The following is a 17,526-nucleotide window of genomic DNA, read 5'->3' as shown; positions in this document are numbered from 1 at the left end:
ATCCTAATATTAAGGAAATAGCTATTAATAAATGAGAACACAACAAAAAACTGCCTCGAGCTTAAGCTCGAGGCAGTTTACACGATGCAGCTTACGCTGCATGGCATTATTTTTGGATTGTAGCTACAGCGCCAGCGCCTACAGTACGGCCGCCTTCACGGATGGAGAAGCGAGTGCCTTCTTCAACCGCGATTGGAGCGATCAGTTCTACAGTAACTGTGATGTTGTCGCCAGGCATAACCATTTCAGTACCTTCAGGCAGGTTGATGATACCTGTTACGTCAGTTGTACGGAAATAGAATTGTGGACGGTAGCCAGTGAAGAAAGGCTTATGACGGCCACCCTCTTCTTTAGTCAGAACGTAGATTTGAGCTGTGAAGTTCGTGTGTGGCTTAACGGAACCTGGCTTAGCCAATACTTGACCACGCTCAATGTCTTTACGGTCTACACCGCGAAGCAATGCGCCAACGTTGTCGCCTGCTTGAGCGGAGTCAAGCAATTTACGGAACATCTCAACGCCCGTAACAACGGATTTGCGAGTTTCTTCTTGAAGACCGATGATTTCGATCTCGTCGCCAACTTTGATAACGCCACGCTCTACGCGACCTGTAGCAACTGTACCACGGCCTGTGATTGTGAATACGTCCTCGACAGGCATAAGGAAAGGCTTAGCCGTGTCGCGCTCTGGAGTTGGGATGTAAGTGTCAACTTGCTCGAACAGCTCAACGATTTTGTCAGCCCAAGGACCATCTGGGTTAGCCAGTGCTTCACGAGCAGCGCCACGGATGATTGGAGTGTCGTCGCCTGGGAACTCGTACTCGGAAAGAAGGTCGCGAACTTCCATCTCAACCAGTTCAAGAAGCTCTTCGTCTTCAACCATGTCGCATTTGTTCAGGAATACAACGATGTAAGGAACGCCTACTTGGCGGGAGAGCAGGATGTGCTCGCGCGTTTGCGGCATTGGGCCGTCAGATGCGGATACAACCAGGATCGCTCCGTCCATTTGAGCCGCGCCAGTGATCATGTTTTTAACATAGTCGGCGTGACCTGGGCAGTCAACGTGAGCATAGTGACGGTTAGGAGTCTCATACTCTACGTGAGATGTAGAAATTGTAATACCGCGCTCACGCTCTTCTGGAGCTTTGTCGATTTGGTCGAATGCGATTGCCGCACCGCCGTATCTTTTGGAAAGTACAGTTGTGATCGCAGCAGTCAGTGTTGTTTTACCATGGTCAACGTGACCGATTGTACCGATGTTAACATGCGGTTTGTTACGTTCAAATTTTGCCTTAGCCATTGAACTGAGTCCTCCTCAATATAACTTGATATTTTTTATGTGTGGGCCGGCACCGAGAGTGCAAGCATACCTGATGACGGCCGATTACAAACAATTGTTGCAGTGGGACTTCGAGTAAAATTACTCTCCGCCTTTATGCTTGGAGATGATCTCCTCGGCGATCGACTTAGGAACTTCTTCGTAGTGAGAAAGCTCCATCGAGAATACGCCGCGTCCTTGTGTACCGGAACGAAGTGTAGTGGAGTAACCAAACATCTCGGAGAGAGGCACCTTAGCACGGATAATTTGCGCGCCACCGCGCGAATCCATACCCTCGATGCGACCACGACGGGAGTTCAGCATGCCCATTACATCGCCCATGTACTCTTCAGGAACAGTAACTTCAACCTTCATGATTGGCTCAAGAAGGACAGGCTTACATTTTTCTTTCGCAGCTTTAAGCGCCAGGGAACCTGCGATCTTAAACGCCATCTCCGAGGAGTCGACGTCATGGTAGGAACCATCGACAACAGTCGCTTTGATATCAACGAGCGGGAAGCCAGCGATAACGCCGTTCTTCATCGACTCTTCGATACCAGCCTGAATCGGAGCGATATATTCACGAGGAATCGATCCACCCACGACTTTGCTTTCGAAGATAAAGCCTGTACCAGCCTCTTGAGGTTCAAACTCAACCCAACAATGACCGAACTGACCTTTACCACCGGACTGACGAACGAATTTACCTTCAACCTTAGCCGCTACACGGAAGGTTTCACGGTATGCAACCTGAGGTTTACCAACATTCGTCTCTACTTTGAATTCACGAAGCATACGGTCAACGAGGATCTCAAGGTGAAGCTCACCCATACCTGCGATGATCGTTTGGTTCGTTTCTTCGTCTGTATAAGCACGGAATGTAGGATCTTCCTCAGCGAGCTTGGAGATTGCAACGCCAAGTTTATCTTGGTCTGCTTTCGTCTTAGGCTCGATTGCGATTTGGATAACTGGCTCAGGGAAGTTCATCGATTCGAGAACGATCGGGTTCTTCTCGTCACACAGCGTATCACCTGTAGTTGTATCCTTCAGACCTACTGCAGCAGCAATATCGCCCGAGTGTACTTCGGAGATCTCTTGACGGCTGTTCGCATGCATCTGCAGAATCCGGCCAATCCGCTCACGCTTGTTCTTAGTTGCATTAAGAACGTACGAACCGGATTTCAGGATACCCGAGTATACACGGAAGAATGTCAGACGACCAACGTAAGGGTCTGTCATGATTTTGAATGCCAGAGCCGAGAACGGCTCGGAATCAGATGAAAGACGAACTGCTTCTTCACCGTCTTCGAGCGTACCTTTGATTGCTGGTACGTCAACTGGTGCAGGCAGGTAATCAACAACTGCATTCAATACCAATTGAACACCTTTGTTACGGTACGAGGAGCCTGCAACAACCGGGAAGATCTTAACTTCACAAACACCTTTGCGAAGTACTGCTTTCAGTTCTGGAATCGTAATTTCTTCGCCTTCCAGATACTTCATCATCAGATCCTCATCCAGCTCAGCAACTTTCTCTACCAGCTCAAGACGAAGTTCTTCGACTTGCTCTTTGTACTCAGCCGGGATCTCGGATTCGATCGGATCCTTACCAAGATCGTCTTTGTACGTATACGCTACGCGCTCGATGATATCGATTACGCCAACGAAGTCGGACTCAGCGCCGATTGGCAACTGAATTGCAACGGCATTTGCTTGCAGACGCTCACGCATGTCTTTAACAACATTGAGGTAGTCTGCGCCGATGATGTCCATCTTGTTAACATAAGCGATCCGAGGAACGCCGTAACGGTCAGCTTGACGCCATACAGTCTCAGACTGTGGCTCAACGCCTTCTTTCGCACTGAAAACACCAACGGCCCCGTCCAATACGCGTAGGGAACGTTCAACTTCTACTGTGAAGTCAACGTGACCTGGGGTATCGATGATATTAATGCGGTTACCCTTCCATTGAGCGGTTGTCGCGGCAGACGTAATCGTAATGCCGCGCTCTTGTTCCTGCTCCATCCAGTCCATCGTAGCTGCACCTTCGTGCACCTCACCGATTTTGTGGGTACGGCCAGTGAAAAACAAGATCCGTTCAGTAGTTGTGGTTTTACCAGCGTCAATATGCGCCATAATCCCGATATTACGCGTATTTTCCAAGGAGAACTCTCTTGCCATAAATATGTCTCCTCTCGTAAATGGTTATCCTACCAGCGGTAGTGAGCGAATGCTTTGTTCGCTTCTGCCATTTTGTGCGTGTCTTCACGCTTTTTAACGGATGCGCCAGTGTTGTTGGAAGCATCCAGAATTTCAGCAGCCAAACGTTCTGTCATCGTTTTCTCGCCGCGGTTACGCGAGTAGTTCACGAGCCAACGAAGACCAAGAGCCGTACGGCGCTCAGGCTTAACTTCGATAGGTACTTGGTAGTTAGAACCGCCTACACGGCGAGCTTTAACCTCAAGAACCGGCATAATGTTTTTCAAAGCTGCTTCGAACACTTCCATCGGATCTTTTCCCGAGCGCTCTTGGATCAGTTTGAATGCATCGTATAACAGTGTTTGTGCAGTGCCTCTCTTACCGTCGATCATAATACGGTTGATTAGGCGGGTAACCAGTTTGCTATTGTAAACCGGATCCGGAAGCACATCACGTTTCGTTACAGGACCTTTGCGTGGCATGAGAAAGTCCCCCTTTCTTCTAATAGTAACTTGTTCTAGCTTGTTATCAACAAGATAGTGTTATACTTCTTATTTCTTAACTTTAGGACGCTTAGTACCGTATTTCGAACGGGATTGGTTACGGTTGTTAACACCTGCTGTATCCAATGCGCCACGAACGATGTGGTAACGAACACCCGGAAGGTCTTTTACACGACCGCCGCGGATCAGAACCACGCTGTGCTCTTGAAGGTTATGACCGATACCTGGAATGTACGCTGTAACCTCAACACGGTTAGTCAGACGTACACGCGCATACTTACGAAGCGCGGAGTTCGGTTTCTTTGGAGTCATCGTACCTACACGAGTGCACACACCGCGTTTTTGAGGCGCGTTGATGTCAGTTGCTTCACGTTTCAGAGCGTTAAAGCCTTTTTGCAAGGCTGGCGATTTCGATTTAACGACCTTCGCTTGACGTCCTTTACGAACGAGCTGGTTAATTGTTGGCATGTTGCCACCCCCTCCCCTTATTCATGTCTTTATGATGGTAGACATTTCACCCAATTTTAAGCCCACAGAGCCAGGCGGTTCATAATTGAACATTAGTATTCCTTAAGCCTAGTCGTCAGGCACACTCCGATATATTATCACTTCGCACGTATGCATGTCAAGCGTGTTGTGGGGTATTTTTCGTCCTTGGATACGATTTACAAAAGTTTCATGCAACGCTACATCATTGAGCCTGGCTCCAGATACACGGCATAACGGATATTGTCGATTTCCACATCATTTTGCCGATATGCCAATCTCTCCACAATCTCCATTACCGTCGGAAGTTCAATCCGAATTAAGAGGCCATGATAATAGCTTAACAGCAGTTTTAACGCAGCCAGCAGGCCATCACGATCCGTTTGCTCGTCTGCATGCGCTCTGTACAGTACGGCAACCTTACTATAATTTGATAGAGTCATATTTTCGTAAAAATACTCGCTATTCTGTGCCAAGAGCTTGTCCGAATAAGGTAAGAATGAACGAGCGAACACTTCGCCTCCATCCCATCGAATGACGATTTCATCCTCACTCATACTCTCCAATTCCAGAACCGATCCCTCATAATTCATTTGGAATCTGTCAGCCGTATCCTCGATATCATGAAAGCTCTTATAAACTTTCAGCACAAAGTTAAACGGAAATGATGTCGGCTTCTTGGTCTTGTCTATATCTTCACTAAGAAAACCTGAAATGATTTTGACGGGATGATCTAAATTGAACTCCTTATACACCGTATCTACTGGCTCAAGCATATGAATAAGTTTATTATGGTCTTCATTCACATAACCAGGACGCAGCTCCAGCTCCATACATTCGGTACGCAGCATCAATTGTTCTTCGCTGAGCTTCTTGAACTCCGTCCGTATACCGTCTATGTTTCCGTAAAAAAGATTCGTCTCCTCATCTATCCCAAGCCGTGCCCGTATGTGCGCCAACAGATCGTCCATCTTGTATCTCGCTGTCATCGATTCCTCTCCCTGGTACTACTTCGACAATACCGCTTGCAGCTGCTCTACAATCTGCTCACGGCTCATCCCGCTAATTTGCTCCGAATGTTCAATGCCCAGACCTTCTCGCGTAAAAATCAGCGTATCCCCATTAGGTGTAAGCCTCACATCCTCGCTCACGCTTTTCCGATAATCAAGTGTGGCCATGCCAGCTTCATCAAAGAAAATCTGAAACGGTATGCTTGACGGAAAATATTCTTCAAATCCCGATTGCTTCCTCAAGAACAACATATAGGGCTTACCCAGCTCAATCTTTTCAAAATAGAATCTAGCGCCTTTTGCTTCATACGTCTGGTCATCATGCGGTCTTGCTTGAATATCAAAGCTCGGAATCGATATGGAGATTGGGCTTTCGTCTAGATCACCATATAGGACGTTTTCTACAATGAAGCTGTATTCATCCGTATACAGTTCGTTATGCTGAGTCGTTCCCAGTTTCTTCTCATAACGCCCTTCGACGATAAACCCAGCTTGTTCCACCATATCGGTCAGCTCTTTTGTAATGCCAAAATCCGGGGTAGACAGCGTCACCTCATACGTCTTTGGCTCATATTGATCCGGCTTGTGCAGAAGCTCTACCTGTTCTATGCCGTTGCTATCCTTATGAACATAAGATACCACTCCATAGGAGAAATGAACGGATTCCGTCCCCTCATCATTCAGATGATAAATAACCCGGCCAACATCCCCGCCGCCCAGCCAATCTGGCGCTCCCGCAATGAGATTAAGTTGTTTCATTAGCGTCTCGTCATCTATATAGGCTTCCAGCTTGTCTCTGACTGCTTGCAGAGTAAGCCGCTGTTGATTCTGGGGGAGCTCACCAACAATGATAAGTCCCTCGCGGAGCCAAACGCCGGGACCAAGTATATCATTGGCTTTCAAAAAATTCAGATCCCCCTTCTGCTCTTCATTTTCTGCAAGCGCATACAGATTGTCATAGTTCGAATACAGGTCCATATCCAGCTCGTGCTCGGCTATGACCTCTTCAATTCCCTTGCGCTCCCATAACAATGAGGCTAACAGGAGTAATGCGGCTATAGTAAATAGAATGACGTAGAATTGTTTGTATCTCAATTTCATCGCTCCTTTGCTCCTCCTTGCGAAATGCGCTTTATATCCTTACACCTATCTTATGAATCCTAAACCATCCTCACGAGATTCCATAAGTTATCCATCTCCATTCGGTCGAAGCCTTTCTAGCTGAAGATTGTTTAGGGGACTGACGGTCCCATCAGATGGTTGATACAACACGCTCTTACCCTCCATATCGGTAACTGCAGCTACCTGATCACCGATCACTCCGCTGGTAGCTCTATTATCTGCTTTACGCTCCAGCCATATAGAGATGACCGCCAGCACAATTAACATAATCAGAACAAGCAGCTTTAATGAGATAGACTTCACATCATTCAGCTCCCTTAGCTTTGTTAAAAGAAGCTGTCAACGCGCTCTCATCCTATAGAACGCTTAGACCAGCTTCAAAGTTGCTCCTTCATACCAATCGTTTGACATGATGGATCACTATCAGCATATTCCGCATCCCACCGCTATGTTTCCTCCTGAAACAAAGAAAAACGACACATGGATCGTCCTCACAATGTGCGGGAACCATGTGTCGCTCTATAGAATCGCCTGGTTAGGCGATAAAAGTTATTCTACTGCCAATGGTTCAGCAGCTTCACCCTGTTCGGCGCCTTCGACCACTTCTTCTTCGAGGCCTGCGAAGCGAATGTTGCGGTAGCGCTGCATGCCCGTACCAGCCGGGATCAGCTTACCGATGATAACATTCTCTTTCAGACCAAGAAGCTGGTCAACCTTGCCTTTGATCGCTGCATCTGTCAGGACACGAGTCGTCTCCTGGAAGGATGCTGCGGACAAGAAGGAATCCGTCTCGAGGGACGCTTTCGTAATACCAAGCAATACCGGCTTCGCAACCGCTGGCTCTTTGCCTGCGAAGATCGCTTCACGGTTAGCGGACTCGTATTCATGAATGTCTACGAATGCGCCTGGCAGCAGAGTCGTATCGCCGGCTTCGACGATGCGGATTTTGCGCAGCATTTGCTTAATCATAACCTCGACGTGTTTATCGTTGATTTCAACGCCTTGGTTACGGTATACGCGCTGTACCTCTTGCAGGATGTAGTTCTGTACGCCGCGAATGCCTTTGATGCGAAGCATATCCTTCGGATCGATCGAACCGTCTGTCAGCTCGTCGCCTGCTTCGATATGCTGGCCTTCCACTACGCGGATACGCGAGCCGTAAGTGACCGCATAGACCTTGGACTCGGCTTCGCCTTGTACCTCGATCTCGCGACGGTCTTTCGCTTCGCGGATTTCCTTGATGACGCCGTCAAGCTCAGTGATAATCGCTTGGCCTTTCGGATTACGAGCCTCGAAGAGCTCCTGAATACGCGGAAGACCTTGCGTGATATCGTCGCCGGCAACGCCGCCTGTATGGAACGTACGCATCGTCAGCTGTGTACCCGGCTCGCCGATCGATTGCGCCGCGATAATGCCTACCGCTTCGCCGATCTCAACATGCTTGCCAGTCGCCAGGTTACGTCCATAACAGATCTTACAAACGCCATGACGCGCACGGCAGCTGAGTACAGAACGAATTTGCAGACGCTCTACGCCAGCATCGATGATCGCATCGGCTTTGTTCGAATCGATCAGTTCGCTGCGGTTGACGATCACTTCACCCGTCTTCGGATGACGGATTGTCTCGAATGCGTAACGGCCTTCGATACGGTCATACAGATCCTCGATAACCTCTTTGCCATCTTGGATCTTGCTAACTGCGAAGCCTTTGTCCGTACCGCAATCATCTTCACGAACGATTACGTCCTGCGCAACGTCTACAAGACGACGAGTCAGGTAACCGGAGTCGGCTGTACGAAGCGCCGTATCGGCAAGACCTTTACGCGCACCGTGCGTCGAGATAAAGTACTCGAGGACTGTCAGTCCTTCACGGAAGTTCGATTTGATTGGCAACTCGATGATACGACCGGATGGATTCGCCATCAGACCGCGCATACCGCCAAGCTGTGTAATCTGTGATTTGTTACCCCGTGCTTTGGAATCCACCATGAGCATGATGTTGTTGTAACGATCCATCGATTTCATGAGGACTTCCGTAATCTCGTCCTTACATTTGCTCCAGATGCTGATGATCCGGTCATAACGCTCTTCGTTCGTGATCAGACCGCGACGGTACTGATTCATAACGGTAGCAACCTTCTCGTCGGAAGCTTTCATGATTCCCGCTTTTTCCTTCGGAATAATAACGTCGGAAACACCGATCGTAATACCCGCTTTGGTAGAATACGTGAAACCAAGTTGCTTGATACGGTCAAGGATAACCGCAGTCAGCGTTGTATGGTATTGACGGAAGCATTCTGCAATGATTTGACCCAAATAGTCTTTGCCTACTGCGCCAGGCGTAGCCAGATCTTCTGTGAACTTGTGAAGGTCTGCGCCTTTTTCGTAAACAAAATACTTATCAGGTGTTCCTTGCAGCAGGTTAACCTTCGTTGCTTCGTTGATGTAAGGGAAATCTTCAGGGAAGATTTCGTTGAAGATGACCTTACCCACCGTCGTAACGAGCAAGGATGCTTGCTGTTGCTCCGTAAAGTTTGTTTTCTTCAACACTTTCACCGGAATGAAAATGCGTGCGTGCAGCGATACGATACCGCGTTGGTAAGCGGAGATCGCTTCGTTCACTGTTGCGAATACGGAACCGGAACCTTTCGATTCCTTGTTGTCCATAGTCAGGTAGTAACTACCGAGAACCATATCCTGAGAAGGCGTAACAACAGGCTTGCCGTCTTTCGGGTTCAAGATATTGCCCGATGCCAGCATCAGAAGGCGCGCTTCCGCTTGCGCTTCTGCGGACAACGGAACGTGAACGGCCATCTGGTCACCGTCGAAGTCGGCGTTATAAGCCGTACATACGAGCGGATGCAGCTTGATGGCGCGGCCTTCAACCAGAATCGGTTCAAATGCTTGAATACCGAGTCTGTGAAGCGTCGGTGCACGGTTCAAGAGAACCGGATGCTCCTTGATTACTTCTTCAAGAACGTCCCATACTTCAGGACTTACGCGCTCGACTTTACGTTTTGCGCTCTTGATGTTGTGAGCGAGACCTTTGTTCACAAGCTCTTTCATGACGAAAGGCTTGAACAGCTCCAGCGCCATTTCCTTCGGAAGACCGCATTGGAACATTTTCAGGTTAGGACCTACGACGATAACGGAACGACCAGAGTAGTCGACACGTTTACCGAGCAAGTTCTGACGGAAACGGCCTTGCTTACCCTTCAGCATATGGCTGAGGGATTTCAGTGGACGATTGCCTGGTCCTGTAACCGGACGGCCGCGACGGCCGTTGTCGATCAGGGCGTCAACCGCTTCCTGAAGCATACGTTTCTCGTTCTGTACGATAATGTCCGGAGCGCCCAGATCAAGCAGGCGTTTCAGACGATTGTTCCGGTTAATTACGCGGCGGTACAGATCGTTGAGGTCGGAGGTCGCGAAGCGGCCGCCGTCCAGCTGAACCATCGGACGAAGCTCCGGCGGAATCACCGGCAGCACGTCAAGAATCATCCACTCCGGCTGATTGCCCGAATTACGGAATGCTTCTATAACTTCAAGTCGCTTAATCGCGCGGTTGCGGCGTTGGCCTTGTGCCGTGCGAAGCTCTTCCTTCAACGTCTCAAGCTCGCGCTCAACGTCGATGTCTTGAAGCAGCTTCTTAACAGCCTCTGCACCCATGCCAGCTTGGAAGCCGTAGCCGTACTTCTCACGATAGCTGCGGTATTCCTTCTCGGACAGGAGCTGTTTTTTCTCAAGCGGCGTATCTCCTGGGTCCGTCACGACATAAGATGCAAAATAGATGATCTCCTCCAGGGAACGAGGGGACATATCCAGTGCAAGACCCATGCGGCTTGGAATGCCTTTGAAGTACCAGATGTGGGATACAGGAGCTGCAAGCTCGATGTGGCCCATACGTTCACGGCGTACTTTCGCGCGGGTTACTTCCACTCCGCAGCGATCGCAGACTACGCCTTTGTAGCGTACGCGTTTGTACTTACCGCAATGACATTCCCAATCCTTGGTCGGTCCAAAAATCTTCTCACAGAAGAGACCTTCCTTCTCGGGCTTAAGCGTTCTGTAGTTAATGGTTTCCGGCTTCTTGACTTCTCCGCGGGACCACGAGCGAATTTTATCCGGCGAAGCCAGACCAATTTTCATATACTCGAAGTTGTTCACGTCCAACAAGGAGCAACCCTCCTTCGTCATGTATGACTGTGTCTTATCAGAAGCTGAACTTCAATCGCGAGCCGCCGCAGCAGCTCCCGATTGAAGCTCAGTCATCTTGTTATTCAACGCCTGCTTCTGCGCCTTCTAGGTTGAGGTTGAGCTTATCTCCAGTTGCCTCATCTTCATCGTCGATTTCTTTCATCTCGATCTCTTCTTCATTCTCGGTCAGGATCTTCACGTCCATGCCCAAGCTTTGAAGTTCTTTGATCAATACTTTGAACGACTCTGGAACGCCAGGCTCCGGAACGTTCTCGCCTTTCACGATCGATTCATACGTCTTCACGCGGCCGACCACGTCGTCGGATTTGACCGTAAGAATCTCTTGCAGCGTGTAAGCTGCACCGTAGGCCTCGAGCGCCCATACCTCCATCTCACCGAAGCGCTGTCCGCCGAACTGGGCTTTACCGCCGAGTGGCTGCTGCGTAACGAGCGAGTAAGGACCTGTCGAACGGGCATGGATTTTGTCATCAACCATGTGGGCAAGTTTGATCATGTACATGACGCCGACGGTTACTTCACGTTCGAAGGACTCGCCTGTACGTCCGTCATACAGAACCGTCTTACCGTTACGCTGCATGCCTGCTTCTTCCATCGTATCGAATACGTCGTTCTCGCGAGCGCCGTCAAATACAGGAGTTGCAGCATGTAGGCCCAAGTGTTTGCACGCCATGCCAAGGTGAACTTCGAGCGCCTGGCCGATATTCATCCGGGAAGGTACACCCAGCGGGTTCAGAACGACTTCAACAGGCGTTCCGTCCGGCAGGAACGGCATATCTTCTTCTGGCATGATACGGGCAATAACACCCTTGTTGCCGTGACGTCCGGCCATTTTATCGCCTTCAGAGATTTTACGCTTCTGAGCGATATAAGCGCGGACCAGTTGATTCACGCCAGGAGGCAACTCATCGCCATTCTCGCGTGTGAATACCTTCACGTCTACGACGATGCCGTCCGTACCATGCGGTACGCGCAGCGACGTATCGCGAACTTCGCGAGCCTTCTCGCCGAAGATCGCATGGAGCAATCTCTCTTCAGCCGTCAGCTCCGTTACACCCTTCGGCGTAACTTTACCAACCAGAATGTCCCCTGCGCTAATCTCGGCACCAACGCGGATAATGCCACGCTCGTCGAGATTGCGGAGCGCTTCTTCGCCCACGTTAGGGATATCGCGTGTAATTTCCTCAGGTCCCAGCTTTGTATCGCGGGCTTCGGATTCATATTCTTCAATGTGAATGGAAGTGTAGACATCTTCCTTCACCAATTTCTCGCTAAGCAAGATGGCATCCTCGTAGTTGTAACCTTCCCAAGTCATGAAGGCTACGACGACGTTGCGTCCGAGTGCCAATTCGCCCATCTCTGTGGATGGACCGTCTGCCATAATGTCGCCTTTCTTAATGACATCGCCCTTGCGGACAAGCGGACGTTGGTTGATGCATGTTCCTTGGTTGGAACGCATGAACTTATGCAGCTTATGCTTGATCAGATCGCCGGTTACTTGCTTGCCGTCGATCGTCTCGACGCGGCGCAGCCAGATCTCGTTCGCAGACGCGCGCTCAATGACGCCGTCATACTTGGAGACGATACATACGCCGGAATCCTTCGCCGCCTTATGCTCCATTCCTGTGCCTACGAACGGCGCTTTCGGAATAAGAAGCGGAACGGCCTGCCGCTGCATGTTCGATCCCATCAGGGCACGGTTGGAGTCGTCATTCTCAAGGAACGGAATGAGCGCCGTTGCAACCGATACAACCTGCTTAGGCGATACGTCCATGTAGTCAACACGGTCGCTAGGCATGGTGAGGATGTTGTCAGCCTGTTTATTATAACGGACAATCGTCTGCTCTTCTGCGAACCTTGCGTCAGCAGTCAACTGAGCATTCGCCTGAGCGATAACGTAGTTGTCTTCTTCATCTGCCGTCAGATAAGCAATCTGCTCGGTTACAATTCCTGTTTTCGGATCAACCCAACGATACGGCGCTTCGATAAAGCCATATTCATTAATACGGGCGAACGTAGACAAGGAGTTGATCAGACCGATGTTCGGACCCTCTGGCGTCTCAATTGGACACATACGGCCATAGTGAGAGTGATGGACGTCACGAACTTCGAAGCCTGCGCGCTCACGCGTCAGACCGCCAGGTCCGAGTGCGGACAGACGGCGCTTATGCGTAAGTTCCGCTAGCGGGTTTGTCTGATCCATGAACTGGGACAGCTGGGATGAACCAAAGAACTCTTTGATCGATGCGATAACGGGACGAATGTTGATCAATGCTTGAGGCGTGATCGCATTCGCGTCCTGAATGGACATCCGCTCGCGTACGACACGTTCCATACGGGATAGACCGATACGGAATTGGTTCTGCAGCAATTCGCCGACAGAGCGCAGACGACGGTTGCCCAGGTGGTCAATATCGTCCGTGCTGCCAACGCCATGCAGCAGGTTGATGAAATAGTTGATCGACGAAATGATGTCCGCAGGCGTAATATGCTTGACGGATTTGTCGATAATGCCATTGGCGATAACCTTAATTACTTTGTTATCGTCTAGCGGCGAGAATACACTGATCGCTTGTAGTGGAATACTATCAGCATCCAGCACGCCGTTAGCCACATGGTATGTCTTGAAGCCTACATCTGTCTCAAGCTTTTCGAGAATTTCATCAAGCAAACGACGGTCAATCATCTGACCCGATTCTGCAATGATCTCGCCCGTGGACGGATCAACCAGATTCTCGGCAAGACGCTGATTGAACAAACGGTTCTTGATATGCAGCTTCTTGTTTATTTTATAACGGCCGACATTGGCCAGGTCATATCGTTTCGGGTCAAAGAAACGCGCGACCAAGAGACTCTTCGCATTGTCCAAGGTAGGAGGCTCGCCCGGACGAAGACGCTCGTAGATCTCGATCAGCGCTTTCTCCGTGGAATCCGTGCTATCCTTGTCCAGTGTGTTGCGAATATACTCGTCATGGCCGAGCAAATCCAAAATTTCCGCGTCTGTGCCAAAGCCTAGTGAACGCAAAAGCACCGTTACCGGTATTTTCCGGGTCCGGTCAATACGAACGTAAATAATGTCCTTGGCATCTGTCTCCAGCTCCAGCCAAGCGCCACGGTTCGGAATAACTGTAGCCGTGTACGTCTTCTTCCCGTTCTTATCAACCTTCGTGCTGAAGTACACACTTGGGGAGCGAACCAATTGGCTGACGATAACGCGCTCGGCACCGTTAATGATAAACGTGCCTGTCTCCGTCATCAGCGGGAAATCACCCATGAACACTTCTTGTTCCTTAACCTCGCCCGTTTCCTTATTGAACAGACGAACCTTCACGCGCAGCGGTGCCGCATACGTCACGTCGCGCTCTTTTGATTCATCCACCGAATATTTCGGCTCGCCCAAGCTATAATCGATAAACTCAAGCGATAGATTACCCGTAAAGTCCGAAATCGGCGAGATATCTTGGAACAGCTCGATCAAATCGGTCTCCAAGAACTTCTCGTACGATTTTTGTTGGATTTCAATCAGGTTCGGGACTTCCAGCACCTCGTTGATCCGAGCGTAGCTTCTCCGCGTCCGCCGACCATACTGAACAAGTTGTCCTGCCAACTTAACCTCACCCCTCATGTCTGTCTCACAGCATCGATACTTCGCTGCGTTACCCTAGACGGCATCACCCGCCTATATAGATAAATAAAGAAAAGCCCTTATCGAATATAGTTCGAAAAAAGAGCATGTTTCCGGCAGCTACCATCCGCAGCGCGGGTGCGATGGTGTCATATCAAGTAATTTTGCCCAAAATGTAAACATTATACGTCAAATGATGCAAAAGTATGCATTCCGCGCTAAAAATTTGCACTTGACATTTTAGTTGACTAAAGAGATTTCAAGCAATTTTATGCTGACATTTTATAATACTACCATATTCAAAATGTCAAGTCAAATCTTTTTTGGGCTTATTTCTGCGCTCGCAGAATCCAATAGCCCTTGTCCTTCGTCACTTCTTCCACTTCTCCGAATATCTCTTCCAGCTTATCCATAGCGGATGGTGCGCCTTGCTTCTTCTGAATGACGACCCACATGCTGCCGCCTTCCTTCAATAATTGATAACCTTCTTGAAAGATTTGATGAACGACCGCTTTCCCCGCCCTGATCGGAGGGTTCGTCAATATGACGTTGAAACGCTCAGACTTGACCGCTTCGAACAGGTCGCTTTGAATAGCAGTCACATTCGTAATCTTATTCAATATCGCATTTTCTTTGGATAGCTCGACGGCGCGTTCATTGATATCAATCATAGTCACATGCCCGGAGCCAACCAGCTTGGCTGCCGTTAGTCCTATAGGACCATAGCCGCAGCCTACATCAAGCACAAGGTCGCCTTCTTGCAGTTGCATCGTCTCCACTAGCACTCTGCTCCCGTAATCGACACCTGTTTTGGAGAATACACCGGCATCCGTGACGAATTTCATCGGATAACCTCTGAGCGAATCGGCATGAGTCTGCCTGTTATGATTCACCTCTGGCGTCTTGGAGTAATAATGGCCAGACATTCTTCCGCCTCCTTTACGCATAAATCCCTATAACATACAACGAACCCCTTAAAACCATGCGGTTCTAAGGGGTTCCTCAGCAAAGCTCGCCAATCAGCCAACCATGCTGACATGTTGTAAAGTCAAATTACTTAACTTCAACGGAAGCGCCAGCTTCTTCAAGCTTAGCTTTCACGCCGTTAGCTTCTTCTTCGCCAACTTTTTCTTTGATTGCCTTAGGAGCGCCGTCAACCAGATCTTTAGCTTCTTTCAGGCCAAGACCAGTGATTTCGCGAACCACTTTGATAACGTTGATTTTGGAAGCGCCAGCGCTTGTCAAGATAACGTCGAACTCAGTTTGAGCAGCAGCTTCAGCAGCGCCGCCGCCAGCTGCTGCTGCAACTGGAGCTGCAGCAGTTACGCCGAATTCTTCTTCGATTGCTTTAACAAGATCGTTCAGTTCAAGAACAGTCATACCTTTAATTGCTTCCAAGATTTGCTCTTTAGACATGGTATATACCTCCGAAATTGGTTTAGTTTTTGTTTGATGCAAGTTACGAAGCCGAAGCAAGTTCGACCCCGGTCATACCACAAAAGTGATTAAGCGCCTGCTTCTTGTTTCTCTCCAACCGCTTTAACCGCAAGGGCGAAGTTGCGAACTGGAGCTTGAAGCACGCTGAGGAGCATGGAGAGCAAACCTTCGCGAGAAGGAAGCTCTGCAAGAGCCTTGATTTGTTCCTGATCTACGACTTTACCTTCAACAACGCCGCCTTTCAATTTCAAAGCGTCGTTCTTCTTAGCGAAGTCATTCAGGATTTTTGCTGGAGCAATAGCGTCGTCGCCGCTGAATGCAACAGCAGTAGGTCCTGTCAGAATATCATTAAGCGCCGTAAATTCTGTACCTTCAGTAGCGCGGCGAACGAGCGAGTTTTTCAGAACTTGGAAATCAACGCCCGCCTCGCGGAGCTGCTTACGAAGTTCAGTAACTTGCGCAACGTTCAATCCGCGATAGTCGGCAATAACCGTGCTGGAGCTCGAAGTCAACTTCGATTGAATCACAGCAACCGCTTCTTGTTTCTCTTGGATGATCTTTGCGTTAGCCAAACTGTACACCTCCCGTAATATTATACATCCCGTGATTACGACGGATATCCCTTTCCACTGGTGCATGAGAAAGGCCCTCGCAGACGATGCGAAGGCCATGATGTCGTTGATTGCATGCAGGCTAACCTGCCGCATTCCCAAACGTTTTATCATAACACCTCGGTAGGAAATTAAGCCCTTCGGGCACCTACTGTCTACGGTATGCGTATTCGAATGTTAGTAGCGTTTCCTATCCGGATTAGCGGAACGTTGCAGTCGAGACGCGAGCGCCAGGACCCATTGTGGAGGAAACAGCAATGTTTTTCAGGTAAACGCCTTTCGACGAAGCTGGCTTCGCACGAAGAAGAGCGTCGATCAGAGCTTTCAGGTTCTCGTTCAGCTTCTCAGCGTCGAACGATACTTTGCCGATTGGAGCGTGGATTTGACCCGCTTTGTCCAGACGGTACTCGATCTTACCTGCTTTAATTTCTTGAACGGCTTTTGCAACGTCAAACGTTACAGTACCTGCTTTCGGGTTAGGCATGAGGCCTTTACCGCCCAGGATACGGCCGAGCTTACCAACTTCAGCCATCATGTCCGGCGTTGCTACGCAAACGTCGAAGTCGAACCAGCCTTGTTGGATTTTGTTGATCATGTCTGCGTCGCCAACAAAGTCAGCGCCAGCAGCTTCCGCTTCTTTCACTTTTTCGCCTTTTGCGAAAACGAGAACGCGTTTTGTTTTACCTGTGCCATGCGGAAGTACGACTACGCCGCGAACCGCTTGGTCTTGTTTACGTGGGTCAACGCCCAAGCGAACCGCTACTTCGACGGACTCGTCGAACTTAGCTGTTGCCGCCTTCTTCACAAGATCAATTGCTTCGGAAGGCTCGTAAGTTGCTTCGCTGTCAATCAGCTTGGCAGCTTCTACATATTTCTTGCCATGTTTAGCCATTGTAAGTTCCTCCTTTGTGGTTATAACGGCTCATCCTCCTAGGGATGACCCTCCCACTTGCGAAGCGACGCTTCGCAAAGCGAGATGTCCGAAGACATCCAATCGCTTGTC

Annotated in this window: 13 protein-coding genes and 1 other annotated feature; all 13 genes read right to left on the bottom strand. The window is 49.4% G+C overall.

Annotated features, from left to right (window positions below; genetic code table 11):
• Nucleotides 1–106: 106 nt before the first annotated feature.
• Nucleotides 107–1,297 carry an elongation factor Tu gene (gene tuf / locus ACFVSO_RS28060; protein ID WP_387480031.1) on the bottom strand — a complete coding sequence of 397 codons (1,191 nt, stop codon included), beginning with the start codon at nt 1,295–1,297 and terminating at the stop codon, nt 107–109.
• A 120-nt stretch (nt 1,298–1,417) separates the two neighbouring features.
• Nucleotides 1,418–3,496 (bottom strand): elongation factor G, encoded by a 2,079-nt coding sequence (gene fusA / locus ACFVSO_RS28055; RefSeq protein WP_387480030.1) that lies wholly within the window; start codon nt 3,494–3,496, stop codon nt 1,418–1,420.
• A gap of 29 nt (nt 3,497–3,525) precedes the next feature.
• Complete coding sequence (gene rpsG / locus ACFVSO_RS28050; RefSeq protein ID WP_116050258.1) at nt 3,526–3,996, bottom strand: 30S ribosomal protein S7; 471 nt, start codon at nt 3,994–3,996, stop codon at nt 3,526–3,528.
• 69 nt (nt 3,997–4,065) lie between these two features.
• Nucleotides 4,066–4,485 (bottom strand): 30S ribosomal protein S12, encoded by a 420-nt coding sequence (gene rpsL, locus ACFVSO_RS28045; RefSeq protein ID WP_387480029.1) that lies wholly within the window; start codon nt 4,483–4,485, stop codon nt 4,066–4,068.
• Between the two features lie 218 nt (nt 4,486–4,703).
• On the bottom strand, nt 4,704–5,492 hold the full coding sequence (locus tag ACFVSO_RS28040) for a hypothetical protein (RefSeq protein WP_387480028.1): 789 nt from the start codon (nt 5,490–5,492) through the stop codon (nt 4,704–4,706).
• An 18-nt stretch (nt 5,493–5,510) separates the two neighbouring features.
• Nucleotides 5,511–6,614, bottom strand: coding sequence for a hypothetical protein (locus tag ACFVSO_RS28035; protein ID WP_387480027.1), 1,104 nt, complete (start codon nt 6,612–6,614; stop codon nt 5,511–5,513).
• A gap of 87 nt (nt 6,615–6,701) precedes the next feature.
• On the bottom strand, nt 6,702–6,938 hold the full coding sequence (locus ACFVSO_RS28030) for a hypothetical protein (RefSeq protein ID WP_387480026.1): 237 nt from the start codon (nt 6,936–6,938) through the stop codon (nt 6,702–6,704).
• A 246-nt stretch (nt 6,939–7,184) separates the two neighbouring features.
• Nucleotides 7,185–10,811, bottom strand: a complete 3,627-nt coding sequence (gene rpoC, locus ACFVSO_RS28025; RefSeq protein ID WP_387480025.1) for a DNA-directed RNA polymerase subunit beta' — start codon at nt 10,809–10,811, stop codon at nt 7,185–7,187.
• 100 nt (nt 10,812–10,911) lie between these two features.
• Complete coding sequence (gene rpoB / locus ACFVSO_RS28020; protein WP_387480024.1) at nt 10,912–14,457, bottom strand: DNA-directed RNA polymerase subunit beta; 3,546 nt, start codon at nt 14,455–14,457, stop codon at nt 10,912–10,914.
• Nucleotides 14,458–14,804: 347 nt separating this feature from the next.
• On the bottom strand, nt 14,805–15,401 hold the full coding sequence (locus ACFVSO_RS28015; protein ID WP_387480023.1) for a class I SAM-dependent methyltransferase: 597 nt from the start codon (nt 15,399–15,401) through the stop codon (nt 14,805–14,807).
• Nucleotides 15,402–15,528: 127 nt separating this feature from the next.
• Entirely contained in the window at nt 15,529–15,891 is a 363-nt protein-coding gene (gene rplL, locus ACFVSO_RS28010; RefSeq protein WP_387480022.1) for a 50S ribosomal protein L7/L12, read from the bottom strand.
• Between the two features lie 89 nt (nt 15,892–15,980).
• Nucleotides 15,981–16,484 (bottom strand): 50S ribosomal protein L10, encoded by a 504-nt coding sequence (gene rplJ, locus ACFVSO_RS28005; protein WP_387480021.1) that lies wholly within the window; start codon nt 16,482–16,484, stop codon nt 15,981–15,983.
• A gap of 57 nt (nt 16,485–16,541) precedes the next feature.
• Nucleotides 16,542–16,702 (bottom strand) — a sequence feature (ribosomal protein L10 leader region).
• 20 nt (nt 16,703–16,722) lie between these two features.
• Nucleotides 16,723–17,415, bottom strand: coding sequence for a 50S ribosomal protein L1 (gene rplA / locus ACFVSO_RS28000; RefSeq protein WP_387480020.1), 693 nt, complete (start codon nt 17,413–17,415; stop codon nt 16,723–16,725).
• Between the last annotated feature and the right edge of the window lie 111 nt (nt 17,416–17,526).

This window comes from Paenibacillus sp. NPDC057967 (genome assembly GCF_042887015.1).
Lineage (GTDB): Bacteria > Bacillota > Bacilli > Paenibacillales > Paenibacillaceae > Pristimantibacillus.
The sequence above is the reverse complement of the archived record's forward strand: the minus strand, read 5'-3'. Positions and strand labels throughout refer to the sequence as shown.

Coding starts and splice junctions, on each gene's coding strand:
- rplL (WP_387480022.1), bottom strand. CDS start 15,891: ATGTCTAAAGAGCAAATCTTGGAAGCAATTAAAGGTATGACTGTTCTT.
- ACFVSO_RS28035 (WP_387480027.1), bottom strand. CDS start 6,614: ATGAAATTGAGATACAAACAATTCTACGTCATTCTATTTACTATAGCC.
- tuf (WP_387480031.1), bottom strand. CDS start 1,297: ATGGCTAAGGCAAAATTTGAACGTAACAAACCGCATGTTAACATCGGT.
- fusA (WP_387480030.1), bottom strand. CDS start 3,496: ATGGCAAGAGAGTTCTCCTTGGAAAATACGCGTAATATCGGGATTATG.
- ACFVSO_RS28040 (WP_387480028.1), bottom strand. CDS start 5,492: ATGACAGCGAGATACAAGATGGACGATCTGTTGGCGCACATACGGGCA.
- rpsL (WP_387480029.1), bottom strand. CDS start 4,485: ATGCCAACAATTAACCAGCTCGTTCGTAAAGGACGTCAAGCGAAGGTC.
- rplA (WP_387480020.1), bottom strand. CDS start 17,415: ATGGCTAAACATGGCAAGAAATATGTAGAAGCTGCCAAGCTGATTGAC.
- rpsG (WP_116050258.1), bottom strand. CDS start 3,996: ATGCCACGCAAAGGTCCTGTAACGAAACGTGATGTGCTTCCGGATCCG.
- ACFVSO_RS28015 (WP_387480023.1), bottom strand. CDS start 15,401: ATGTCTGGCCATTATTACTCCAAGACGCCAGAGGTGAATCATAACAGG.